21 protein-coding genes are annotated in these 20,066 nt (G+C 68.2%); 5 read left to right on the top strand and 16 right to left on the bottom strand.

Going from position 1 to position 20,066, the window contains the following annotated elements; genetic code table 11:
• Window positions 1-11: 11 nt before the first annotated feature.
• The 10 genes from mutS to HTZ84_RS20410 all read right to left on the bottom strand — a co-directional run bounded on the left by mutS (window position 12) and on the right by HTZ84_RS20410 (window position 11,845).
• Entirely contained in the window at window positions 12-2,678 is a 2,667-nt protein-coding gene (gene mutS / locus HTZ84_RS20455) for a DNA mismatch repair protein MutS (RefSeq protein WP_174682353.1), read from the bottom strand.
• 97 nt (window positions 2,679-2,775) lie between these two features.
• The gene (locus HTZ84_RS20450) at window positions 2,776-4,275 is read right to left on the bottom strand and encodes a globin-coupled sensor protein (RefSeq protein WP_174682352.1); all 1,500 of its coding nucleotides are present in this window, start codon (window positions 4,273-4,275) and stop codon (window positions 2,776-2,778) included.
• 248 nt (window positions 4,276-4,523) lie between these two features.
• Complete coding sequence (locus tag HTZ84_RS20445; protein WP_174682351.1) at window positions 4,524-4,853, bottom strand: tRNA-binding protein; 330 nt, start codon at window positions 4,851-4,853, stop codon at window positions 4,524-4,526.
• A 97-nt stretch (window positions 4,854-4,950) separates the two neighbouring features.
• A complete protein-coding gene (locus HTZ84_RS20440) occupies window positions 4,951-5,373 on the bottom strand; it encodes a hypothetical protein (RefSeq protein WP_174682350.1) in 423 nt (140 codons plus the stop codon).
• Window positions 5,374-5,468: 95 nt separating this feature from the next.
• Window positions 5,469-6,461 carry a TIGR03560 family F420-dependent LLM class oxidoreductase gene (locus HTZ84_RS20435; protein ID WP_174682349.1) on the bottom strand — a complete coding sequence of 331 codons (993 nt, stop codon included), beginning with the start codon at window positions 6,459-6,461 and terminating at the stop codon, window positions 5,469-5,471.
• Entirely contained in the window at window positions 6,458-7,819 is a 1,362-nt protein-coding gene (gene thiD, locus HTZ84_RS20430; protein WP_174682348.1) for a bifunctional hydroxymethylpyrimidine kinase/phosphomethylpyrimidine kinase, read from the bottom strand. The genes HTZ84_RS20435 and thiD overlap by 4 nt, the downstream gene beginning before the upstream one ends.
• Window positions 7,820-8,335: 516 nt before the next feature.
• Window positions 8,336-9,373: an AIR synthase family protein gene (locus HTZ84_RS20425; protein WP_174682347.1), complete on the bottom strand. Its 1,038-nt coding sequence runs from the start codon at window positions 9,371-9,373 to the stop codon at window positions 8,336-8,338.
• Between the two features lie 134 nt (window positions 9,374-9,507).
• On the bottom strand, window positions 9,508-9,726 hold the full coding sequence (locus tag HTZ84_RS20420) for a hypothetical protein (RefSeq protein WP_174682346.1): 219 nt from the start codon (window positions 9,724-9,726) through the stop codon (window positions 9,508-9,510).
• A gap of 119 nt (window positions 9,727-9,845) precedes the next feature.
• Window positions 9,846-10,175 (bottom strand): hypothetical protein, encoded by a 330-nt coding sequence (locus HTZ84_RS20415; RefSeq protein WP_174682345.1) that lies wholly within the window; start codon window positions 10,173-10,175, stop codon window positions 9,846-9,848.
• Between the two features lie 185 nt (window positions 10,176-10,360).
• Complete coding sequence (locus HTZ84_RS20410) at window positions 10,361-11,845, bottom strand: MATE family efflux transporter (RefSeq protein ID WP_174682344.1); 1,485 nt, start codon at window positions 11,843-11,845, stop codon at window positions 10,361-10,363.
• A gap of 240 nt (window positions 11,846-12,085) precedes the next feature.
• Here HTZ84_RS20410 and HTZ84_RS20405 point away from each other — a divergent pair, with 240 nt between their 5' ends.
• The 3 genes from HTZ84_RS20405 (at window position 12,086) to HTZ84_RS20395 (ending at window position 15,155) form a co-directional block, all read left to right on the top strand.
• Window positions 12,086-14,005 carry a molybdopterin biosynthesis protein gene (locus tag HTZ84_RS20405; RefSeq protein ID WP_174682343.1) on the top strand — a complete coding sequence of 640 codons (1,920 nt, stop codon included), beginning with the start codon at window positions 12,086-12,088 and terminating at the stop codon, window positions 14,003-14,005.
• 133 nt (window positions 14,006-14,138) lie between these two features.
• On the top strand, window positions 14,139-14,792 hold the full coding sequence (locus tag HTZ84_RS20400) for a helix-turn-helix domain-containing protein (RefSeq protein WP_174682342.1): 654 nt from the start codon (window positions 14,139-14,141) through the stop codon (window positions 14,790-14,792).
• 99 nt (window positions 14,793-14,891) lie between these two features.
• On the top strand, window positions 14,892-15,155 hold the full coding sequence (locus HTZ84_RS20395; RefSeq protein ID WP_174682341.1) for a glutathione S-transferase N-terminal domain-containing protein: 264 nt from the start codon (window positions 14,892-14,894) through the stop codon (window positions 15,153-15,155).
• A 262-nt stretch (window positions 15,156-15,417) separates the two neighbouring features.
• On the opposite strand, the gene HTZ84_RS20390 is transcribed toward HTZ84_RS20395, so the two are convergent.
• Together HTZ84_RS20390 and HTZ84_RS20385 are read right to left on the bottom strand one after the other, a co-directional pair.
• A complete protein-coding gene (locus HTZ84_RS20390; RefSeq protein ID WP_008893862.1) occupies window positions 15,418-15,615 on the bottom strand; it encodes a hypothetical protein in 198 nt (65 codons plus the stop codon).
• A gap of 60 nt (window positions 15,616-15,675) precedes the next feature.
• On the bottom strand, window positions 15,676-16,305 hold the full coding sequence (locus HTZ84_RS20385) for an HAD family hydrolase (protein ID WP_174682340.1): 630 nt from the start codon (window positions 16,303-16,305) through the stop codon (window positions 15,676-15,678).
• Between the two features lie 185 nt (window positions 16,306-16,490).
• On the opposite strand from HTZ84_RS20385, the gene HTZ84_RS20380 reads away from it, so the two are divergent.
• Window positions 16,491-16,928 (top strand): DUF7344 domain-containing protein, encoded by a 438-nt coding sequence (locus tag HTZ84_RS20380; RefSeq protein WP_174682339.1) that lies wholly within the window; start codon window positions 16,491-16,493, stop codon window positions 16,926-16,928.
• Between the two features lie 47 nt (window positions 16,929-16,975).
• Here HTZ84_RS20380 and lwrS read toward each other — a convergent pair whose 3' ends face one another.
• Together lwrS and HTZ84_RS20370 are read right to left on the bottom strand one after the other, a co-directional pair.
• Entirely contained in the window at window positions 16,976-17,362 is a 387-nt protein-coding gene (gene lwrS / locus HTZ84_RS20375) for an LWR-salt protein (protein ID WP_174682338.1), read from the bottom strand.
• 2 nt (window positions 17,363-17,364) lie between these two features.
• Window positions 17,365-17,646, bottom strand: coding sequence for a 4a-hydroxytetrahydrobiopterin dehydratase (locus HTZ84_RS20370; protein WP_174682337.1), 282 nt, complete (start codon window positions 17,644-17,646; stop codon window positions 17,365-17,367).
• A 231-nt stretch (window positions 17,647-17,877) separates the two neighbouring features.
• Between HTZ84_RS20370 and HTZ84_RS20365 the strand changes: the two genes are divergently transcribed.
• Window positions 17,878-18,057, top strand: a complete 180-nt coding sequence (locus tag HTZ84_RS20365) for a hypothetical protein (protein ID WP_008893856.1) — start codon at window positions 17,878-17,880, stop codon at window positions 18,055-18,057.
• A gap of 3 nt (window positions 18,058-18,060) precedes the next feature.
• Here HTZ84_RS20365 and hemA read toward each other — a convergent pair whose 3' ends face one another.
• The gene (gene hemA, locus HTZ84_RS20360) at window positions 18,061-19,395 is read right to left on the bottom strand and encodes a glutamyl-tRNA reductase (protein WP_174682336.1); all 1,335 of its coding nucleotides are present in this window, start codon (window positions 19,393-19,395) and stop codon (window positions 18,061-18,063) included.
• Window positions 19,392-20,048 (bottom strand): precorrin-2 dehydrogenase/sirohydrochlorin ferrochelatase family protein, encoded by a 657-nt coding sequence (locus HTZ84_RS20355; RefSeq protein WP_174682335.1) that lies wholly within the window; start codon window positions 20,046-20,048, stop codon window positions 19,392-19,394. Before HTZ84_RS20355 ends, hemA begins: the two co-directional genes overlap by 4 nt.
• Between the last annotated feature and the right edge of the window lie 18 nt (window positions 20,049-20,066).

The following is a 20,066-nucleotide window of genomic DNA, read 5'->3' as shown; positions in this document are numbered from 1 at the left end:
GCCACGGCCGGTCAGCGCTCCGTTTCCTCGAGGCGCTCCTGGAGCTCCTGGACCTCCGTGACCAGTTCGATCGGCGGCGTCGTGTTCACGTCGATCTCCGCGAACTCCTCGAGGACCGCCTTCGCCTCGGGGTCGACCGTCTCGCCCTGTTGGTCCGTTTCGTTCCGCTCCGCCGGCTCACCGCCGTCAGCGTTCGCCGGCCCGCGGAACTCGCCGTCCCCGAGATCGAAGACGGTCTGGACGGGCTCGCTCGAGGTGCCTCCCTTCGCTTCGATCGCCTTCTCCTCGCGCAGGCGCTCGAGGACGTCTCTCGAGCGCTCGACGACGGGATCGGGAACCCCCGCGAGGTCGGCGACGTGGATCCCGTAGGAGCGATCCGTGGGCCCGTCACGAACCGTCCGGAGGAAGGTCACGTCGCCGTCGCGCTCGTCGGCCGCGACGTGGACGTTGGCGACGCGGGGCAGCTTCTCGGCGAGCCCGGTCAGCTCGTGGTAGTGGGTGGCGAAGAGCGTCTTCGCCTGCACCTCGTTGTGCAGATACTCCGTGGCGGCCCACGCGATGGAGATCCCGTCGTAGGTCGCCGTTCCCCGACCGACCTCGTCTAAGATGACCAGCGACTCCTCGGTGGCGGTGTGGAGGATGTTCGAGAGTTCGCTCATCTCGACCATGAACGTCGACCGGCCCTGAGCGAGTTCGTCGAGCGCGCCGACGCGAGTGAAGATGCCGTCGACCAGCCCGATCTCGGCCGACTCGGCGGGGACGAAGCTGCCGATCTGGGCCAGCAGGACGATCCCGGCGACCTGTCGCATGTAGGTCGACTTGCCGGACATGTTGGGTCCCGTCACGACGAGGAATCCGCGTTCCTCGTCCAGCCGGACGTCGTTAGGGACGAACTCCGTCGTCTGCTCGACGACCGGGTGCCGTCCCTGCTCGATGTCGAGGCGGTCGCCCCGGTGTAACTCGGGCTGGATCCAGCGGTTCTCCGCGGCGTGGGTCGCCAGACTCGCCAGCGCGTCGACGGTCGCCAGCGCCCGCCCGACGTCCTGGAGCAGTTCGGCCCGGTCGGCGACCGCCTCGCGTAACTCCTCGAACAGTTCGTACTCGAGGTCGCCCCGCTGTTCCTCGAGTCGGAGGATCTCGCGTTCCTTCTCCTCTAATTCGTCGGTCGTAAAGCGTTTGGAGTTCTTGAGCGTCTTGATCTCCTCGTAGTGGTCGGGGACGCCGTCGGCCGCGGACTTGCCGACCTGAACGTAGTAGCCGTCGGTCTTGTTCCGGTCGACGGTCACGTGGCTCAGGCCGTACTGCTTCTTCTCGCGTTCTGCGAGCGTATCGAGCCACCGCTTGACCTCCTCGTGGCGGTCGATCACCTCGTCCAACTCGTCGTCGTAGCCCCGCTGGAAGAGCCCGCCCTGCGTCACCGTCGACGGCGGCTCGTCCGCGATGGCCTCCTCGAGGGCCTCCCGAAGCTCACTCGCGGCGTCGCGGTCGGGCCGGTCGACGATGTCCGACAGCGGCGACGCCGCGAGGTCGGGGTTCGACTCGATGGTCTCCGCGAGCGCGGGCAGCACCGCGAGCGTCTGCCGTACCGAGAGCAGATCACGCGCGTCGGCGCTGCCGTGGCTCGCCTTCGAGGCCAGCCGCGCCAGGTCGTAGGCCTCGTCCAGCCGGTCCCGTAACTCGTCGCGGGCCAGCGCCGCCGAGGACAGCGCGGCGACGCTCTCCTGGCGGCGCTCGAGGGTCTCGAGCGACCGTCGCGGTCGCTGGAGCCACTCCTTCAACAGGCGGCCGCCCGCGCTGGTCTCGGTGTGGTCGATCGTCGCGAACAGGGAGCCCTCGCGCTCGCCCTGCATGGTTTCGGTCAGCTCGAGGTTGCGCTGGGTGGTCGCGTCCAGCGTGACGTGGTCGTCGCCGTGGTGGGCCTGAATGCGGGTCATCGAGGCGAGCACGCCGGTGCCGGTCTCTTCGACGTAGTCGAGCACCGCGCCGGCGGCCGCGAGGGTCGAGTCGCCGACGGCGAGCCGGTCGACCGTCTCCTCGCCGAACTGCTCCCGAACGGCGTGGGCGGCTCGCTTGGGCGCGAAGGCCTCCGTCTCGTGGAGCGTCAGGGCGGCGTCGATCCGCTCTCGCACGAGGCCCAGCAGGTCGTCGGTTCGCACGTCGGGCCCCGGCAGCACCTCGACGGGATCGAATCGGTACAGTTCCGTCAGCGCGTCGTCGGCGTCCTCGGCGTCGGCCACGAGGAAGCGTCCCGTCGTCACGTCGGCGAAGGCGAGGTCGTAGCCGCCGTCGCCCGGGGAGTCGGTGCCGTCGACCACCGCCGCCAGATACTGCGCGTCGGCGTCGGTCGTCTCGAGCAGCGTCCCCGGGGTGACGACGCGGACGACCTCGCGGGCGTGGCCGGAGTCGGTCTCGTACTGGTCGGCGACGGCGACCCGGTAGCCGCGCTCGACCAGCGCTTTCAGGTAGGGCGTCAGATCGTCGATCGGCACGCCGGCCATCGGATACGACGAGCCGTGCGAGGACTTCTGGGAGACTTTGAGATCGAGTTCCTCGCTGACGATCTCGGCGTCCTCGCCGAAGAACTCGTAGAAATCGCCACACTGCATCGTCAGCAGATCGGCGTCGGTGTCCTCCTTGAGCGAGAAGAACTCCCCGACGATACCCGTCGCCTCGGTCATACGCGGTGACTGTGCCGCCACCGCTAAAACCATGCGGGTTCCGCCGCGGGCGTCGACTCGAGTGCCCGGCGGACGGCGGGACCGCTCGTCCGACCGCCTAGACCTCGTGCTCTTCTTCGACCTCGGTCAACTGTTCGACCAGGTCGACGATCTCCGTGACCAGCGGGTTGGCCTCCGCGTTCGCCTGCGCGAGGTCGTCGGTCTCGGAGGCGACCTTGGTCGCCGTCTCCATGACGGTGTCGGTCATTCCCGCGACTTCCTCGGTGCTGGCGGCCTGATCGTCGGTCGCGGTCGCGACCTCCCGGATACCCGAGGAGGACTCCTTGACCGCGTTCTCGATCTCTTCTAAGTTGTCGACCGTCTCCTCGACGAGTTCGACCCCGTCCTCGATCTCGTTGTTGGCCGTCTCGAGGCTCTCGACCGTGTCGTGGGTGTCCTCCTGGATCTCGGCGATCATCCGCTCGATGTTGGTCGCCTCCTCCTGGGACTCCTCGGCGAGGGACTTGACCTCGTTGGCGACGACGGCGAAGCCGTCGCCGGCCTCGCCGGCCGTCGCGGCCTCGATCGAGGCGTTCAGCGCGAGCAGGTTGGTCTGGTCGGCGATGTCGTTGATCACTTCGACGATCTCGTCGATCCGCTGGACGCCCTCGCGGAGGTTCTCGACGTCGTCGGTGACCTCGTCGGAGGCGTTTTTCACCCGCTCCATCTTGGTGATCGCGTCCTCGGCGGTCTCGGCGGTGTCGACGGCGATCTCCTCGGCGTGTTCGGTGGTCGCGCTGACCTCCTCCGTGTTCGAGGCGATCTCCTCGACGGTCGCGCTGAGCGTCGACATCTCGCTGGCGATCTCCGAGATCGACTCCGACTGCTCCTCGGTGTAGCCGTCGATGTTGTTGATGCCGTCGTTGATCTCGTCGGCCAGCTCCTCGAAGTCGCCGAGGATCCCCTGGAGCTCCTCGTGGACTTGCTCCCGGCGGCGTTCCTGTTCCTCGAGTTCGGCCAGGTAGACGTCGACGCGCGCCTCGATCGCGAGCTGCTGGTCGATGACCGCCGTCCGGAGGAACGCGAGCGATCGTTCGACGGTGGCGTCGACCGCGTCTTCGACCGCGGGCTCAGCGTCCGACTCGTCGTCGGCCGTCTCGAACTCGGCTTTGACGTCGGCGGCGATCTCGTTGAGCATCCGCTCGTAGACGAGCCCGAACGAGCCGACGTACTTGTCGAGCCCCGCCTCGAGGAACGGGTCGATATAGCCGGTCTGCATGCGCCGCTCGAAGAAGGAGTGGTCGTACTCGCCCTGGCCGAACTCGCGGAGATACGTTCGCTGTTCGCGTTCGACCTGATCCGCCGTCACGCCCTCGTTTCCGAACGCCTCGAGGACCTCCGGCTGGGCCTGGACGTTGTTGTAGTACTCCTGGGGGAGGTCGTCGCTGACCCGCTCGAAGATCTCGGACATCGACTCGAGAATCTCCTCGTCCCGGGGGCCCATCCCGACGAACGATTTCACCTGCTCGACGGTCGCTCGGTCGACGGTGAACGACGCCGCTTCGCCTGCGTTCCGGTCGGGCAGCTGTGAGTTCGAGGGCCCACTGTGTTGTGACATGGATACATCAGGGCCCCTGACCGCCATAAGTGTTCTTGCCGGACAATTACCGTTACCTCGAACAATCGTCGTGAATGACTTGGTATATCCCGTCTACCGGCCAAAAATCAACGTGGATGTGAGAGGAGTTCGATATATTATCAGCCATCAAGTATTTATCCGAGATCCGTAATCGCGTCGATCGGTCGGGTGAGAACGCGCTTTCGACTGGCGACCGTCGACCGCGATCGGACGGGCGGGCCGGCCGATCAGTACAGTTGCCCGCCCGTCGGGACTCCCTCGTCCGGCGACACCAGGATCGGATACCCCTCGTCGCTGGGGACGCCGACGGTCAACGCCTCGGAGTTGAAGCCCGCGATCCGGACCGCGCCGAGGTTCGTCGCGCACAGCACCTGCCGGCCCTCGAGTTCCTCGGGGTCGTAGTGGTGATCCAACTGCGCGGCCGACTGGACCTCGCCGTGTTCCCCGCCGAGGTCGATCCACAGCTTGGTCATCTCCGGCTTGTTCGCCTCGGGAAACGATTCCGCCGCGAGTACCTCGCCGACGCGAATGTCGACGTCGAACGGACTCTCGACCATGCGGCGCGGTACTCGATCCTCGAGAATGAGCGTTCGGTTCCCGGAACCGGCGTGTGCTCGTCGTGACAGCCGGTTCCGGGTTCGGGGTCGACCGCGCTCAGCTATCGTTGCCGGGAGCTTCGACTCGCGTTTCGACCGTTCCGGCACCGTCCCCGGCGAGCGAGAGCGCGAGGCCGATACCGACGTTCGCCATCGTTACCGCGACGCCGATGACGAGCAGCCCCAGCGCGAAACCCGTTTCCGAGGACACCGGCAGTTGCGGGCCCATCACGGCGGTCGTCGCGAGCGCCAGCAGTCCGCCGAACGCGCCGGACCAGAGGCGGGCCGTCGTCCCCCACTCCGAGTTACCCCGTAACAGTCCCGGGATCGCGTCCGCGTGATAGGCCGTCAGCCCGACCCCGATCGTCCAGAACGCGCCGACGTACGCGGCGAGCAACGGCACACCGGCGAGCCAGTAGACGCCTCCCGGGGTCGCGAGTCCGAGCGCTATCGCTGGAAGCCACGTTCTCGAGTCGATCATACGTGTCCGTACGCCGGTATCTATTATAACGCTGTTGTTGGGATGAAAACACGAACTCGTCGGGCCGAGAGCGGACGGCTCGAGGCGCCGACCCCCTATTCGAGCAGCTCTCCGGCCAGCAGCTCGAGGCTCTCGTCCCCGTCGTCGGCCGCGTCGGGAACCACGAGCATGACCTCCTCGATGTCCGCGTCCGCGTACGCCGCGAGGCGGTCGCGGACCGCCGCGGGCGTCCCCGTCGGCGCCGTCTCGACGTACCCCGAGAGGAAGAACTCGCGGGGCTCGGACGGTTCGTCGGGGAGGAAGTCGTCGGCGAATCGCTCGCGTTTCGCCTCGGCGTCGTCGGTCGTCTCGCCGACGAAGACGAACAGTTCGGCCGACTTGCGGATCTCGTCGTAGCGTTCCTCGCTCTCGCAGTGCTCGCGCAGCACGTCGAGTTTGTCGGCGAAGCCCTCGGGCTCGAGCGTGCCGAAGTTCCAGCCGTCGGCGAGTTCGGCGGCGTACCGCAGCGTGAACTCCTCGCCCCCGCCGCCGATCCAGATCGGCGGATGCGGGTCCTGTACCGGCCGCGGTTCGCAGAAGGCGTCCTCGAGGTCGACCTCGAGGTGCTCGCCCTCGTGGCTGTACGTTTCGTTCGTCCACAGCCCCTGCAGGATCTCGACCGTCTCGGCGAGCCGGCGGAGCCGCTCCGCGGGCGGGTCCCGGAACTCGTAGCCGAAGCGGTCGTACTCGTCGGCGTACCAGCCCCCGCCGAGGCCCAGTTCGAGGCGGCCGTCGCTGATTCGGTCGACCTGCGCGGCCATCTTCGCCAGCAGCGCGGGATGACGGTAGTCCTGACTCGTCACGAGCGTTCCCAGCCGGATCTCGTCGGTGGCTTCCGCGAGGGCGCTGAGCGTCGTCCAGCACTCGTGGACTCCCCGCCGCGGGTCGCCGATCCACGACTGGAAGTGGTCCTCGAGCCAGACCGCGTCGTAGCCCAGCGACTCGGCCTCGAGGGCGACGTCCCGGACCGTTTCCGTCGCGGTGCCGTACTGCGGGAGGACGAGTCCGACGTCGAGATCGGTCGCGTCGCCGGCGCCGTCGTCGCTCATCGGCTCACCTCGCCCTCGAGCGCCAGCGCTCGTTCGGCCAGCGTCTCCGGGTCGCTCGCGACGAGTTTCACGAGCGGCTCCTTGCCGATCTCGCCGCGGTCGACGACCGCGACTGGAGCGTCGTCGCGCTCCGCGAAGGCCTGTCGGGCCCCCCAGCCCATCGTGCTCCCCTCGGTCGCCGCGACCTCGTCGGGCTGTTCGTCGCGGTCGTACTCGGCGACCGACCACTCGAGGGCCTCGAGCGCGTCCGCGACGTCGTCGTCGAACCGGCAGTTAACCGCGAACCGGAGGTCGGGGAAGAACTCCCGGGCCGCGAGCAGAAAGCGGGCGACGTGGCTCGAGGCGCCAAAGCGAACCCCGCGGTTGGGCCGGGCGCCCGAGAGCGTGCGCGTGATCCGTCCCTCGACGGCCGCGGTCTCCGCGACCGATTCGGCGTAGGGGGTCGCGCCGGCGACGTTCATCCCGACCTCGGGGACCAGCGCCGACACGTCGGCGTCGACGAAGCGGTCGACGACGGCCTGGACCTCTTCGGCGGTCAGTTCGCGGCTGGCCTCGTTTCGCAGCGGGACCATGTGGTTGACCGCGCCGTGACCCTCGCCGACGTCGTAGTAGTAGCGCACCGCGCGGGCGAGGAACTGCGTCGCGCCCTCGACGGCCGTCTCGAGGGGTTCGACCTTCGCGAGGCGGGCCGCGATCGCCGATCCCAGCGTACAGCCCGAGCCGTGGGTCGCCTCGGTGCCGACCCGCGGGTGCTCGAACGTCCGGACGCCGTCCTCGGTGACGAGCGTGTCCCGGACCGTCTCGCCGGGGACGTGACCGCCCTTGACGAGGGCGGCGTCGACGCCCGTCTCGAGGATCGCCTCGCCGGCCGCGACCGCGCTCTCGTCGTCGGTCACCTCGATACCCGTCAGCACCTCGGCCTCGTCGGCGTTGGGCGTCGCCAGCCGCGCCTCGCCGAGCAGGTCCTCGTAGGCGCGCTCGGCCTCGGGCTCGAGCAGCCGATCGCCCGAGGTCGCGACCATCACGGGATCGACGAGCAGCGGGAAGTCGAACTCGCGGGCGTACTCCGCGACGGTCTCGATGACCGGCGTCGTCGCGAGCATCCCCGTCTTCGCCGCGCCGACCGCGAAGTCGCCGGTGACGGCCTCGATCTGGGCCTCGATCTCTCCCGTCGGCAGGACGTGCGAGGACTCGACGCCGCGGGTGTTTTGGGCCGTGACGGCCGTGATCGCGGACGTGCCGAAGACGCCGTGGGCGGCCATCGTCGCGAGGTCGGCCTGGATGCCGGCGCCGCCGCCGGAGTCGCTGCCGGCGATCGTGAGCGCTACCGGGCGCGAATCGGGTGCTGGCGTTCTCATACGTGGCTCGTATTTTCCGGTTGTACAAAGCGGTCATGGTCGACGATCGTGAGAGTCGACTTTCTCTCCATACCAGCTCGATAGGCAGGCGACGGCGGTGGCGCGTGCGGAGCCGCAGTTCGTGCATCACTCACTGCGGCTCGAACCACGCGAGGGATGAGCGAACGAGTTTACGAGTGAGCGAATCGGGTGGGGAGGGTGTGGAAATCCCCGTTGCCACGATAGCAGGAGATCTATTGTATCGCATTTGCTCCAAACAAGCGTCCTGCTCGTACTGGCAACGGTGAATCGCCTTCCCCTCCCCAGCCGATTCGCTCGTTTCATCTGCTCACGGGCGCTTCGGCCCGTTCGCATGGTATGCGGGACCTCCGGTCCCGCACTACTCGCTCATCCCTCGCGTGGGATCGCCTCGCGGTTCGCGTTTCGCTCACCGCGATGCCGCACGCGCCACCGCAGAACGAGATCCGCGAGGCGACTCGAGCGTCGGCCGCGGGACTACGGAACGGAGCAACGTCCCTACTCGGTCGCCGAAGCAGCCAGTTCGGCGTACGCGCGCCACGAGGGATCGACGGTCGGGTGCGCGAGGCGGTCGCCGTCGACGAGCACTTCGCCGTCGTCACTGGCACTGCTGGATTCTACTCGGCCGATTTCGGCGACGACGGTGTCCCGGTCCTCGAGCGTCGCCACCACGTCGTCTACACCCTCGGGATCGACCGCGAGCAACAGCGACCCGCTGCTGGTCGCGGCCCAGGGATCGATCTCGAGGTGTTCGCACACCTCCCGGACGCCGGGGCGCATCGGAACGGCGTCCCGATCGACCGAAAACCGAGCGCCGGCGCCGTCGGCCATCTCGTTCAACGCGCCCGCGAGGCCGCCCTCGGTGACGTCGTGCATCGCCGTCACCGGCCCCGCGGCGGCCGCCGCGAGGGCGTCCCGAACGCAGTAGACCTCCGCGAGTCGCTCCCGCGCGTCGTCGATCACGTTGGGAGACAGTTCCGCCTCGAGTCTGTCGCCGAACAACGTACTCAAAAGCCCCACGGACTCCACGGCGGGCCCGGTCGTCAGGAGCAGCCGATCGCCCGGGCGGGCGCCGTCGGGCCGGACGATAGCGTCGGGGTCGCCGACGGCCATCGCGGTCGCGGCGCCGACCCACGGGTGGGAGGGATCCGAATAACGAGCGGTGTGGCCCGTCACGACGGCCACGCCGAGGTCGGCGCACTCCTCGTGGATGGTCTCCCAGACGGTCGCGAACTCCGCGTCGGTCATCGTCTCGGGGAGGGTGAAACAGATCGAGAGATGCGACGGCGGGATCCCGCTGACGGCGACGTCCGCGAGCACGAGGTCCAGCGCGAACCGGGCCGCGCGCTCGAGTCCCAACTGGGGCATGATCGAGACGGGGTCGGTCGCGGTCACCAGCGCCTGCCCGCCGATCTCGAGGACGCCGAAGTCGACGCCGTGCTGGGGGCCGACGGCGACGTCGTCGCGGTCCGCGCCGAGGTTCGGCGCGACGCGACGGTCGAAGAACTGCCGATCGATCTTGCCGAGGTCGCTCACGGTCGATGCCTCCGAGCGAGCGGTCTTAGCGATAGTGGTTTCGAGGCGACACGAGACGAGGATGCCGGCTCCGGTACACAGCGCTGTGCGGCCACGCCGTACGTGCGGACGCAACGTCCGTGTCCGCGGGGCCTCTAGCGCTCGCGGAGCCCCTCGCGAAAGAGCGCGACGATCCAGCCGATCGTGATCGCGGCGATCGCCAGTCCGGCGATCCCGAACGGGACGTTGCCGTCGGAGACGCCCGTACGGAGCAATCCGAGACCGAACACGGCGGCAAGAGCGAGCAGGACCCCGAGTATCGCGCGGTGTATCGAGGCGACGAACCGATCGGTATCGGTGGTACTGGCAGCCATACGCTACGATACTCTATGCCGACACATAACTATTAGCTCACCGAAACGAACCGATACGCGACGGCGTTTCGCACCGCTCGAGTCGCCCACGGCCGCGAGCGGCGGTCACGACGACCGACTCACTCGAGTTCGAGGCGATCCCAGCGGGGCGCCGACTCCAGTTGCGGCAGCGCCGACTCGAGGTCCTGTTCGGCGGCGCCGTAGAACCGTTCCCGGCCGACGGGCGTCTCGACTCGCATGACGACGGTGTTGCTCGTCACCCGAAAGATCGTCAGCAGCCACGAGCGGCCCGCCCGGGCCCACTCGCTGTGTCGAACGACGTCCTCGCCGTCGACAACGCGCGATCCGAGTTCCCAACTCAGTCGCGATAAGTGCGGCAGATCGAACGGCACCGCGTCGGGCAGGGAGACGCCCGTGCCGGACCCGTCCTGAAAGCCATGGGTAGCCATACCACGCGATTCGACACTCGAGCGGAAAAAGACATTCATCCGAGCTCACTTATAAAAGAACGCCGACCATGGTCGGCGTTCCGACTCGAACGGGGACGAAACCGGAACGACGAGTACGATCTCGAGCGACCGACGGTGAATCGCCGCAAAAACGAATCGCAAGGCCGGCGGACCGCCGCGCTCGGTTAGTCGCCGGGCGAGGAGCCCGACTCGGGACGGTAGCTCCGGCTGATGACCTTCCAGGAGCCGGTCTCGAACCGGTAGTAGGTGACGACGGCCGGAACGAGCGTCTCGAGGACCAGGGCGGCGTAGAGCGCGCCGATGCCCAGCGGCGTCGCGGCCTCGAGACCCGGCACCGGAACGGCGGCGGCGCCGAGGTAGGCGACGGGGATCGCGAAGACGTACAGCCCCAGCGCCTGCCCGTAGAACGGCCAGTTGGTGTCGCCGCTGGCTCGCAGCGGGCCGGTCGCGCCGCCGCTGATCCCGCGGAAGATGACGCTGACGCAGGCGACGGCGATGAACGTCGTCACCAGCGGGAGGATCGACGGATCGTCGACGAAGACGCGGCCGACCTGCTCGGCGAAGACGAAGACGATCGTCGCGCTGATGAGATAGACGCCGGTGCCGAACCAGAGCACCTCGCGGCCGTAGGTGTCAGCGGAGCGCTCGTCGCCGGTGCCCAGTTCCTGTCCGACGAGGCTGCTCGAGGCCAGCGAGAAGCCCCAGCCGGGGGTGTCCATCAGGTCGCGGACGCGGCGGGCGACGACGTAGGCCGCGAGGACGTTCGGACCGAACAGCGCGACGATCGCGAGCATCGGGAACTGGGCGGCCCGGCGGGCGCCGTTCGTAAAGACCAGCGGCGTGCCGATCGAGAGCACGTCGCGGACGTCGGCCCGCGTTACGGGGGGCCACTCGAGGTCGAGCGTGACGGGGAATTCGCCGATAACCGGGAGACGGCCGGTCGTGAAGCCGACGACGAAGGCGGTCAACACGAGGACGTTCGCGACGACCGTTCCGATCGCCGCGCCGACGACGCCCATCTCCAGGACGAAGATCAACACGGCGTTGATCGCGACGTTGACGACGGCGCCGCCGGCCCGGAGCATCATCGGCGTCCACGCGTCGTCGGCGCCGACGAGGGTTCGGCTCCCGATGAGGTTCAGCCCGGCGAACGGGACGCCGAGAGCGAGAACGCGGAGGTAGTCGGTACCGTAGGCGATCGAGGCGGCGTCGTTGCCGACGAGTCCGATCAACCACTCGGGGACCGTCCCGTAGAGGACCCCGAGCGGCAGCATGATCGCGGCGGTGACGAGCGCGCAGGTCGTCACCGCGAGCGAGAGGTCGCGGACGCTCCCCCCGGTGTAGCGCTGGGAGACCAGACTGATCGTGGCGCCGGCGATGCCGCCGCTGATCCCGAAGGCCAGCCCCCAGTAGGGGGTCGCGAGGCCGACGCCCGCGATCGCCGCCGGCCCGAGGGCGATCCCGACCATCGCGACGTCCGCCGCGGACTTCGACATCCGGGCGAGCCCCGTGACGATCCGCGGCCACGCGAGGTCGGTCGTCCGCTCGACGCGCCGGGAGTCGATCACGCCCAGTCGCGCGAGCAGATAGCCCACCGAGAGCAGCAGCCAGCGGAGGGGATTCGGGACGGTACGCAAACGAGAACTCACAGCGATCCGTTCGTGACCGAGCACTAAATGACTTCATATGTTGAGATGTCTAGGGAGGATATCACACATTCAGCAAGTAGTACACCATCATCGTTCATTATCCATACCTCTCGGTTTTGACATCCGGAGCCCGAAAACGGTGACCGACGGGGCGACGGTTTCCGATCGCGCCGACGCGGACCGCTCGAGTCGTCGCCGCGTTCGACCGACGTTTTTACCGCCGGGCCGCCAACTGCGGGTATGGAACGCAAGGAGTTTCGCGATCTCGCGACCCCCGCAGAGGCGCGGGCGGCGATCGACTCGCTGTCGCTCGAGGGCGGACTCGAGCGCGTCTCGCTCGAGGACGCTCGCGGCCGGGTGCTGGCGGCGCGACTCGACGCCGAACTCGACGTACCGGGGTTCGACCGGGCGAGTCTGGACGGCTACGCGCTCCGGGCCCGGGACACGTTCGGCGCCGACGAGGCCGACCCGGCGCGACTCGAGGTGGTCGGCGAGGTCCACGCCGGCGAGGAACCGGATGTCGCGGTCGAAGAGGGGCAGGCGGTCGAGATTTCGACCGGCGCGGTGATGCCCGACGGCGCGGACGCGATGGTGCCCGTGGAACGAACGGATACGGATGCCGACGGAAGCGAGGTGCTCGTGCGCACGTCGGTCGCGCCCGGCGATAACGTGATGTTCGCCGGCGCCGACGTCGCGGCGGGCGAACGGGCGCTCGGCCCGGGGACGCAGGTCACTCCCCGCGACATCGGCCTGCTCTCGGCGCTCGGGATCGACGAGATTCCCGTCCGCGCACCCCCGACGGTCGGCATCGTCTCGACGGGCGACGAACTCGTCCGGCCCGGCGAGGACCTCCACAGCGACCGCGGCGAGATCTACGACGTCAACAGCTACACGATCGCGGCGGGCGTCGAGGACGCCGGCGGCGAGGCCGTGCTCTACCCTCACGCGGGCGACGAACAGGACGAGATGGAACGCATTCTGCGGGAGGCCGCCGAGGAGTGCGACCTCGTGCTCTCCTCGGGGTCGACCAGCGCGAGCGCGGTCGACGTCATCTACCGGGTGATCGAGGAGCAGGGCGAACTGCTCCTCCACGGCGTCAGCGTCAAACCCGGGAAGCCGATGCTCGTCGGCCGCCTCCAGAACTCCGCGTACGTCGGTCTGCCCGGCTACCCCGTCTCCGCGATGATGGTCTTTCGAACCTTCGTCGCGCCCGCGATCCGCGAGGCCGCCGGCGTGCCGGAGCCGCGGGCCGCGACCGTCGCCGGGACGATGGCCCGAGAGGAGCGCTACGAGGAGGGTCGGATGCGGCTGATGCCGGTCGGCCTGATCGAGGATTCGAACGGCGAGACGCTCGTCTACCCCGTCGACAAGGGCAGCGGCGCGACGACCAGCCTCGCCGAGGCCGACGGCGTCGTCGAGGTCGGCCCCGAGACCGACTACCTCGAGGAGGGCGAGTCCGTCACCGTCCGCCTGTTCTCGCCGGACGTCCGGCCGCCCACGCTGCTTGGCGTCGGCGAGGACGACCCGACGCTGAATCGGTTGCTCGACGGCCTCGAGAACCCCCGCTACCTCTCGGTCGGCACCCGGCCCGGGCTGCGACGGCTCCGCGAGGGCGTGCCGGACGTCGCGATCGCGGCGGGGCCGCTCGACCGGGAGATCAGGGCGGCGACAGCCGCCGAATCGGAGCGCGCCAGCGGGCGCGCGATCGACGCCGAGGAACTCGGTCGCTGGGACCACGAGTGGGGGCTGATAACCCGGGCCGGCAACCCCCGCGAGGTGGAGGGACTGGCCGACCTGATCGAGCGCGACCTGCGATTCGTCAACCGGACGAGCGACTCCGGACTGCGCTCGAGCCTCGAGTCGGCCCTCGAGAGCGTCGCAGCCGACCGCGACGCGAGCGCCCGCGACCTCCGCGAGTCGATCGACGGCTTCGACCTGGGCCTGCGGGCCCACGAGAGCCCCGCCCGAAAGGTCATCGCGGGCGAGGCCGACGTCGCCCTCGGACTGCGCGAGACCGCCGATCGACTCGATCTGGGCTTCGTCCCCGTCGACGAGCAGCCGGTCCGCGCCCTCGCGAACCCCGATCGGACGAGCAAGGAGAGCGTGCGGGAACTCGCCGCCGCCCTCGAGGCTGAGTTCGGGACCGAAGCCGACGACTGACGGGGTCCCGATCCCGGATTCGCCGACTGCGGACGAGCCGCGATCGTTGATCGTACCCCGACGGTATCAACGAGAGCAACAGTCATCTCCGTCTGAACAGCGCTTTTTGTTCCAGTAGCGTGTACGAGTGGTAATGTCCACGATCGCCGAGTTCCGCCTTCCGGCTGCGGAGACGACACTGGGGGTCGCCCTCGAGCACGTCCCGAACGCCACGTTCGAACTCGAGTCCTCGGTGTCGAAGACGCGACCGTCCCTGTGGCTCTCCGACGTCGACCGCGAGCGGGCCGAGGCCGCCTTCGAGGCGGACCCGTCGGTCGCGGGGTACGAACTCCTCGTCGAAACCGAGTCCCGGCTGTTGTACGACGTGAACTTCGTGGACGAGACGGTGCGGCTCAGCGACGAACTGCTCGCCGAGGGCGGTTCCCTGCTGGAGATGTGGGGGACCGACGGCTGGTGGCAGGTACGGGTCCGGTTTCGCGACCGCGACGCCCTCGTCGACGCCTACGACCGCCTCGAGGAGGTCGGCATCTCCGCCGACCTGCGCCGGGTCAGCGACGTCACCGGCGTCACGGACGACGAGACGCAGCTCACCCCTCAACAGCAGGAGGCCCTCGAGGCCGCCCTCGAGCACGGCTACTTCGAGATTCCCCGCGGCATCTCGATGGAGGAACTGGCCGACGAACTGGGGATCTCCCATCAGGCGCTGTCCGAGCGGTTCCGGCGAGCCTACGAGACGCTGGTCGACGACGAACTCCAGCCGGCGAGTAGCCGATCGGACCTCGAGTGACGCGAGCGGTCTCGATCGCCCCGCCCGCTACCCGCGGTCGCGCCCGGCGACGAATGCATGGCAAAGGGTTACGCCCTCGAGCGGTGACGATGGCCGTACATGCTCGAACTCTACCAGGCGGAGGGCTGTCCCCACAGCGCCGAGGTCCGGGAGACGCTCACCGATCTCGGCGTCTCGTACGTGATCCACAATCCCCGGCGGCCGGGTGACGAGGGCGGCGACACGCTCAACGAACAAACGCTGCAGGCGATGGAAGCCATTGGCGGCGAGGACGCGATCCCGTTTCTCGTCGACACCGACCGCGGCGAGACGCGCTACGAGAGCGACGAGATCGTCGACTACCTCGAGACGCACTACGAGTGACGGTCGTCGCGTCGCTGTCGGTCGCTCGAGCGCACTAGTAGCGAATCACGACGTACGCGCAGCTGACGGTCGGTAGTCGACAGCTTTCAGAAACTACGATAGCAGCCGCTCTCGAGTGTTGAAGCGACGGGGTAGGTCAAGGCAGGTGAACCCGCGTGGAAACCACGCGGGCTGAAAGGTGACTGCTGACCGTGCCGTCTACCCTCCCTTTCGCCTATCGTCATAAAACACCTCCGGTACGCGACTCCGATAGGGTCGAAACTCAGTCGCTCGAGGGAATCAGATCGTCGACGAAGATTTCGGTGGGTACGTCGGGCAGCCGCGGGGGGACGACGCCGTCGCTCGAGTCGATGGTGTGGCCGGTCTCGACGTGGTGGTCGATCGCCGCACGCGATCGAGTTCGGGCGGACGGTTCGTCGGTCGCGCTCGTGTGCCAGTCGCAGTGCAGACAGTACTTCATCCGTTGCTATCGCTAGCTGCGACCACGGTCCTGAAGCCTTTTCGGTGTCCGACCGGGGGATCAGAACAGTTCGTCGAACGATTCGACGCGGTAATCGCCGCGGACGCACCGGCCCCGGCGCTCGTGACCGACGCGTTCGACGTGAATCGCGTCGAGGCCCGCGTTCCAGGCCGCGCCGACGTCGCTGGCGCCGTCGCCCGCGAGGACGCCCTCGTGTCCGTTCTCGCCGACGCCGAGCTCGTCCATCACGCGATAGACCGGGTTCGGGTCGGGTTTCCACCCGGTTTCGGGGGTACAACAGAGGCGGGCGTCGAACCAGTCGCGGATGCCGAGGTGGTCGAGCACCGGCTCGCAGAGGAACTCCTGGCAGTGGGTCACCAGCCCCACGGGCTCCTCGAGGTCGGCGACGAACGCGGCGTCGTCGTGGAGATACGTCTGCTCGGCCCGCACCAGCGGATCCTCCTCGTCGTGGAAGGCGGTCCAGAACTCGTCGGGATCGATGCCCCACTGCCGGAGCTGTCGGTCCCGGGAGCCGGTCAACCCGCTCCAGAGAATGTCGGCTTCCCGGTCGGTAAACTCGTACTCGAGTCGCTCGCCGACCCGGTCGAACACGTCCCGGGTGTAGGACCACTCGACGTCGACGAGCGTGCCGTCGAGATCGAGCAGCCAGAAGTCGTACTCGCCGTCCATCGGACACTGTGGTACGAGCGTCTCGAGTAAAGATGTATCGCCTGTTCGCACCCGAGCACGGCGGCCCGTCGCGACCGGTAGTGTGACCCGGGCACAAATATCACACTCAGTAGCGGTAAATCGCACGGTCGTCGGGATAGGTACTATCCACAATATATAATCGAGTGGTACCAGTCAATTATACCATGACGAAGAACGACGATAGTAGTCGAAACGAGACAGCGACTCCGACGGACGCGGTCGACGGCGGCGGATCCGATCTCGACGAATTCCTGCGGTTGCTGGGCGAACGGCGGCGGCGCTACGCGCTGTACGTGATGCGCGAACGGAACGTCGAGGAACTATCCGTCCTCGCGAGACGGATCGCCGCGGAACTGGCCGGGGCGACTCCCGACGCCGTCGACGAGACGCGCCGGAAAGAGGTCGAAACGATGCTCGTCCACGCCGACGTCCCGGCGCTGGCGGCCGCGGGCATCGTCTCGTACGATCGGCGAACCGAAACGCTGTCTCTCGAGCACCTCCCGGAATCGCTCGAAACGGTGCTCGACGCGTGTGCGACGATCGACGGTATCGGCTCGGACGAAGGACGGACGCCCGAAGAGACGTCGAACGATTCCGACTGAGCCGAGTCGTCGGCGACGCCCGCGATCGAAACCGGTGCGGTTCCGGGCTAGTCGTCGGTATCCGTCACTCGGATGCTCGAGCCGAGATACTTCGAGAGCACCTCCGACACGTTGTCGGCGTTAAAGAGTTCGAGGTCGTCGGCGATCGCGTCCTTCAGCGCCGCGAAGTACTCCTCGTCGACCTGTAGCTCGCGAAACGAGACGGACTCGACCGGCTCGCCGAGCCACTCCTCGGCGAGTCGGCGGCCGTAGTCGGCGTCGCCCACCTCGCCGCGCCACAGCGTATCCCGGAAGAAGAGCCAGCCCTCCTCGCCCGGCTCCGGGGCCTCGCGGAAGACGGTGACGGTCGTCTCGGTCGTCGACGGCTCGAGTCGGACCTCGGGCTCGTCGGCCTCGAGGCGGAGCTCGGCGCGGAAGACGTACCGGGCGTCCATCCTCAGGCGTCGCGCTCGGACTCGATCAGCTCGGCCATCTCGATGTCCTGCTCCGTGACGCCGCCCTCCTCGTGGGAGGTCAGTCGGATCTCGACTTCCTCGTAGCGGATGACGATCTCGGGGTGGTGGAACTGCGCTTCGGCTATCTCGCCGACCATCTGGGCGAAGTTGACCCCGCGGAGGTAATCGTCGAACTCGTAGGCGCGAACGATCTCGTCGCCCTCGTGGGTCCACTCGTCGGGCAGTTGCGCGTCGATCTCGTCGTCGGACAGTAGGTCGGCCATAGTCGCTCGAACGGAAGCCAATCAGATAATGATTGTGCCACGGCGTATTGGCCGCGACGGGTCTCGAGACCCCCGCGAGCGGATCGAATCGGGATTCGACGACCGTGACGACAACACTCGCGACAGACGATAACGCGCGTCGCGACCGAATCGATAGCCGGAACCGAGGTCGCGGACGGCCGCGGCGCCGACAAGGACTTATCCACGAGCGGAGTACGTGCTGGCAGTGTAATGTGTGACCGGTCAGGCGACTGCGCGAACGACGAGACGTGCCAACTCGTTCTCAAAAACGAACACACCGGGATCGAGACGACCGAGTACTACTGCAAGGCACACCTCGTCCTCAGAATCTGGGAAGTCGAAGCCGACGATGCGCTCGATATCGTCGACGCGACGAAGCTCTGGCACTAACCGTCAGTCGTCGTCGGTCGCCTCGAGCGGCGAGGCGGTGCCGGTGACCGGTGGGGCGACCGGGCCGTCGTCGCCGGCGAAATCGGGATCGAACAGCTGAAGGGCGGTGTTGATCGTGCTCCAGTCGTCTTCGGCCGCCGCCTCGCGGAGGCTCTTGGTGGGCGGCGCGAGCAACTGGTTGACCAGCGCGTCGGCCATCGACTCGACGACCTCCCGCTGTTCCGCGGTGAACTCCTCGTCCTCGAGTCGCGACAGCGCCGTCTCGAGTTCGCGTTCCTTCATGCGCTCGGCGGATTCGTACATCGCGGCGATCACCTCGTCGGCGCGGGCGCGCTTGTACTGGTCACAGAGCAGGTCGAACTCGCGGTCGACCATCGATTCGACCTCGCTTGCCGCGTCCGCGCGCTGTTCGCGGGTCTCCTGGGTGATCGACTCGAGGTCGTCCAGATCGTAGACGGCGACGGTCGAGAGGTCGCCGGCGGCCGGCTCGACGTCGCGGGGCTGTCCGAGGTCGACGACGACGCGGTTCGTCGCGGCGTCGGCGTCGGCGTCGGCGCCGCCGTCGGTCGCGAGGTGATCCGGCTCGAGGATCGGCTCCTCGCTGCCGGTCGCGGTGACGACGACGTCGGCGCCGCCGGCGACGGTGGAAAGCGCCTCCAGCGGGACCGCCTCGGCGTCGAGTTCGGTCGCGAGGTGTTCGGCGTGGGCGACCGTTCGGTTCGCGACGACGATGTCCTCGACGCCGGCGTCGGCGAGGCTGCGGGCCGCGAGACGGCCCATCTCGCCGGCGCCGACGACGAGCGCGGTCGTCCCGTCGAGGGAGAGCTCCCGGTCGGCGAGTTTCGTCGCCGCCGACCCCAGCGAGACGACCCCCTCGTTGATCTCGGTCTCGGTGCGCGCCCGTTCGCCGACGTGGATCGCCTTCGTCACGGCGGTCTCGAGCATCTCGCCGATGCCGCCGGTGGTCCGGGCGTCCTCGTAGGCGGTCCGGACCTGCCCGAGGATCTGATCCTCGCCGAGGACGACCGACTCGAGGCCGGCCGCGACCGACAGCAGGTGGTGTAAGCTCTCGTCGTGGTCGCTGACGACGACCGCGTCGTCGTCGACCGCCGCGAAGAACTCCTCGAGTGCGGCCCGCCCGACGGCGGCGTCGGTGCCGACGACGTAGGCCTCGACGCGGTTGCACGTCGAGAGCACGTACGCCTCCTCGATCTCCGGTACCGAGAGCAGGTCGGCGACGGCGTCGCGTTGGCTCTCGGGACTCGCGTCCGCGAGGTCGTCGACGCTGCCGCTCTCGTGTGTTACGCGCGCAGCCGTGACGACTCCGGCCGAGATCACGGTCGATCACCCCCCGTAGCTAGTTCCTCGCCCAGCACGTCCTCAATCACTTGACGATAGTTGGAAGTACCGGTACGTAAAGCTGTCCAAAGGTCCGGAGAATTGACGACGTCGGTGACGACCTCCCGCCGTCGCTCGGGCGGGACGTCCCGCGATTTCAGTTCCGTCCGCAACTCGGCACAGACCCGCGCCATCTCCCCCGCGCCGGCGAGCGTCTCCTCGAGGTCCTGCCGGAGGTGCTTGCTCAACGCGGGCGCGGTGCCGCCGGTCGAGATCGAGACGACGACGGGATCCTCGCGCACGGTCGCCGGGACGACGACGCTGCCGACGTCGCGCTCGCCCGATCGATCGGCGCGGTTGACCAGCGCGCCGCGCGCTCGAGTCGCCTCCGCGACGGCCTCGTTGAGCGCCGCGTCGTCGGTCGCGGCGACGACCAGCGCGGGATCGGTTCGCTCGAGCCAGTCGTCGACGGCGGCCGGATCGGGCGCGGCGCGAACCAGTTCGGCGCCGCCGAACTCCCGATCGGCGAAGTCGGGGCTGACGACGATCACGTCGGCCTCGCGGGCGAACCGGCGGGCCTTCCGGGCGCCGACCCGCCCGCCGCCGAAGACGAGTACCGTGGTGCCCGTGAAATCGTGCAGGAGCGGGATCATTCTGGTATCGAACGTTCG

The organism is Haloterrigena gelatinilytica, from assembly GCF_013342145.1.
Taxonomy (GTDB): domain Archaea; phylum Halobacteriota; class Halobacteria; order Halobacteriales; family Natrialbaceae; genus Haloterrigena; species Haloterrigena gelatinilytica.
The sequence above is the reverse complement of the archived record's forward strand: the minus strand, read 5'-3'. Positions and strand labels throughout refer to the sequence as shown.

What these genes read in the sequence shown, in the direction of transcription:
- mutS (WP_174682353.1), bottom strand. Translation starts at nt 2,678, where the DNA reads ATGACCGAGGCGACGGGTATCGTCGGGGAGTTCTTCTCGCTCAAGGAG.
- HTZ84_RS20450 (WP_174682352.1), bottom strand. Translation starts at nt 4,275, where the DNA reads ATGTCACAACACAGTGGGCCCTCGAACTCACAGCTGCCCGACCGGAAC.
- HTZ84_RS20445 (WP_174682351.1), bottom strand. Translation starts at nt 4,853, where the DNA reads ATGGTCGAGAGTCCGTTCGACGTCGACATTCGCGTCGGCGAGGTACTC.
- HTZ84_RS20440 (WP_174682350.1), bottom strand. Translation starts at nt 5,373, where the DNA reads ATGATCGACTCGAGAACGTGGCTTCCAGCGATAGCGCTCGGACTCGCG.
- HTZ84_RS20435 (WP_174682349.1), bottom strand. Translation starts at nt 6,461, where the DNA reads ATGAGCGACGACGGCGCCGGCGACGCGACCGATCTCGACGTCGGACTC.
- thiD (WP_174682348.1), bottom strand. Translation starts at nt 7,819, where the DNA reads ATGAGAACGCCAGCACCCGATTCGCGCCCGGTAGCGCTCACGATCGCC.
- HTZ84_RS20420 (WP_174682346.1), bottom strand. Translation starts at nt 9,726, where the DNA reads ATGGCTGCCAGTACCACCGATACCGATCGGTTCGTCGCCTCGATACAC.
- HTZ84_RS20415 (WP_174682345.1), bottom strand. Translation starts at nt 10,175, where the DNA reads ATGGCTACCCATGGCTTTCAGGACGGGTCCGGCACGGGCGTCTCCCTG.
- HTZ84_RS20405 (WP_174682343.1), top strand. Translation starts at nt 12,086, where the DNA reads ATGGAACGCAAGGAGTTTCGCGATCTCGCGACCCCCGCAGAGGCGCGG.
- HTZ84_RS20400 (WP_174682342.1), top strand. Translation starts at nt 14,139, where the DNA reads ATGTCCACGATCGCCGAGTTCCGCCTTCCGGCTGCGGAGACGACACTG.
- HTZ84_RS20395 (WP_174682341.1), top strand. Translation starts at nt 14,892, where the DNA reads ATGCTCGAACTCTACCAGGCGGAGGGCTGTCCCCACAGCGCCGAGGTC.
- HTZ84_RS20390 (WP_008893862.1), bottom strand. Translation starts at nt 15,615, where the DNA reads ATGAAGTACTGTCTGCACTGCGACTGGCACACGAGCGCGACCGACGAA.
- HTZ84_RS20385 (WP_174682340.1), bottom strand. Translation starts at nt 16,305, where the DNA reads ATGGACGGCGAGTACGACTTCTGGCTGCTCGATCTCGACGGCACGCTC.
- HTZ84_RS20380 (WP_174682339.1), top strand. Translation starts at nt 16,491, where the DNA reads ATGACGAAGAACGACGATAGTAGTCGAAACGAGACAGCGACTCCGACG.
- lwrS (WP_174682338.1), bottom strand. Translation starts at nt 17,362, where the DNA reads ATGGACGCCCGGTACGTCTTCCGCGCCGAGCTCCGCCTCGAGGCCGAC.
- HTZ84_RS20370 (WP_174682337.1), bottom strand. Translation starts at nt 17,646, where the DNA reads ATGGCCGACCTACTGTCCGACGACGAGATCGACGCGCAACTGCCCGAC.
- HTZ84_RS20365 (WP_008893856.1), top strand. Translation starts at nt 17,878, where the DNA reads ATGTGTGACCGGTCAGGCGACTGCGCGAACGACGAGACGTGCCAACTC.
- HTZ84_RS20355 (WP_174682335.1), bottom strand. Translation starts at nt 20,048, where the DNA reads ATGATCCCGCTCCTGCACGATTTCACGGGCACCACGGTACTCGTCTTC.